The organism is Dolichospermum sp. UHCC 0352 (assembly GCF_009711925.1).
Taxonomy (GTDB): domain Bacteria; phylum Cyanobacteriota; class Cyanobacteriia; order Cyanobacteriales; family Nostocaceae; genus Dolichospermum; species Dolichospermum lemmermannii.
Genome location: NZ_VIKY01000061.1, coordinates 1 through 1293 on the forward strand (window position 1 = coordinate 1; position 1293 = coordinate 1293).

Consider the following 1293-nt stretch of genomic DNA (forward strand, 5'->3'; position numbering starts at 1 on the left):
TCTCCAAATGCTTCGCCCGTACAGTTGTTAGTTGTCAGTAGGGGCGAAGCATTGGGAAGATAAATTATCGGTCATTGCCAAAAATAGTTCTCCAAATGCTTCGCCCGTACAGTTGTTAGTTGTCAGTTGTCCGTTGTCCGTTGTCAGTTGTTGAAGGAAGAAGGAAGAAGGAAATTTCTTCCCTCATTTCCGTTTTTTATTCAACAGTAGCGGAACTTAATTTCATTGTTTCCCACAAAACCATGCTTGGTGTCGTTGTGGGGAGAGGTTGATGTAGCGCAATTAATTGTGTCAAAGTAGTTTTTAATTGGGTACGGGAGACAATATCATCAACAAATCCGTGTTTAAGTAAGTCCTCAGCGGTTTGAAAATCTTCAGGGAGTTTTTCTCTAAGAGTTTGTTCAATTACCCGTCTTCCCGCAAAACCAATAGTTGCTTTGGGTTCAGCGATGATAATATCACCCAACATGGCGAAACTGGCGGTAACACCTCCGGTAGTTGGGTTGGTTAAAACAGGAATATATAATAGTTTAGAATCTCGGTGACGTTGGAGGGCGGCGGAAATTTTCGCCATTTGCATTAAAGACAGCATTCCTTCCTGCATTCTCGCACCACCTGATGTGCAAATAATGACGACAGGATAACGCCGTTGGGTGGCTTGTTCAATCATGCGGGTGAGTTTTTCCCCGACAACAGAACCCATGCTTCCACCCATAAACCGGAAATCCATGACTCCTAAAGCTATGGGTAAGCTGTTAATTTGTCCTAACCCAGTTTTAACAGCATCTATCAGTCCTAGTTTTTCTTGTGTTTCTCGCAAGCGATCGCTATATAGTTTACGATCACGGAATTGTAAGGGATCAGTGGGGCGCAAATGCTCATCCAATGGATTCCAGGTATTAGCATCAATTAATTGGCGAATTCGTTCATCACTATCAACGCGATTATGATGACCACAATCAACGCAAACCATTTGATTAGCTTTTAAATCTTTTGTATAGCTAAGAACACCACATTTAGGGCATTTATGCCATAAACCATCAGCAATTTCCCGTTCTTGGCGTTCTGAATTGGGACTTCCTGATTTACGCCGATTTGCGAACCAATCAAATAGAGACTTTAAACCGCGTGATTCTTCGTTGTTTGCCATTTTTATCTTATGTAATTAGGTGTGAGGACAAAATCAGAACTATGATTTAGATGATTAAATGTCTTAACTATGATTGATTTGATTATTTTGATTTGGATGATTAGTTAATCATAAAAATCACAAAAATCATAAAAATCATAGTT

The 1293-nt window shown here is 40.1% G+C and carries 2 protein-coding genes; one reads left to right on the forward strand and one right to left on the reverse strand.

The features are described from left to right. Positions 1-31 precede the first annotated feature (31 nt). Positions 32-154: a hypothetical protein gene (locus FJR06_RS24655; RefSeq protein ID WP_256369480.1), complete on the forward strand. Its 123-nt coding sequence runs from the start codon at positions 32-34 to the stop codon at positions 152-154. Positions 155-196: 42 nt separating this feature from the next. Here FJR06_RS24655 and accD read toward each other — a convergent pair whose 3' ends face one another. Further along, on the reverse strand, positions 197-1150 hold the full coding sequence (gene accD / locus FJR06_RS04355; protein WP_015079526.1) for an acetyl-CoA carboxylase, carboxyltransferase subunit beta: 954 nt from the start codon (positions 1148-1150) through the stop codon (positions 197-199). Positions 1151-1293: the final 143 nt, after the last annotated feature.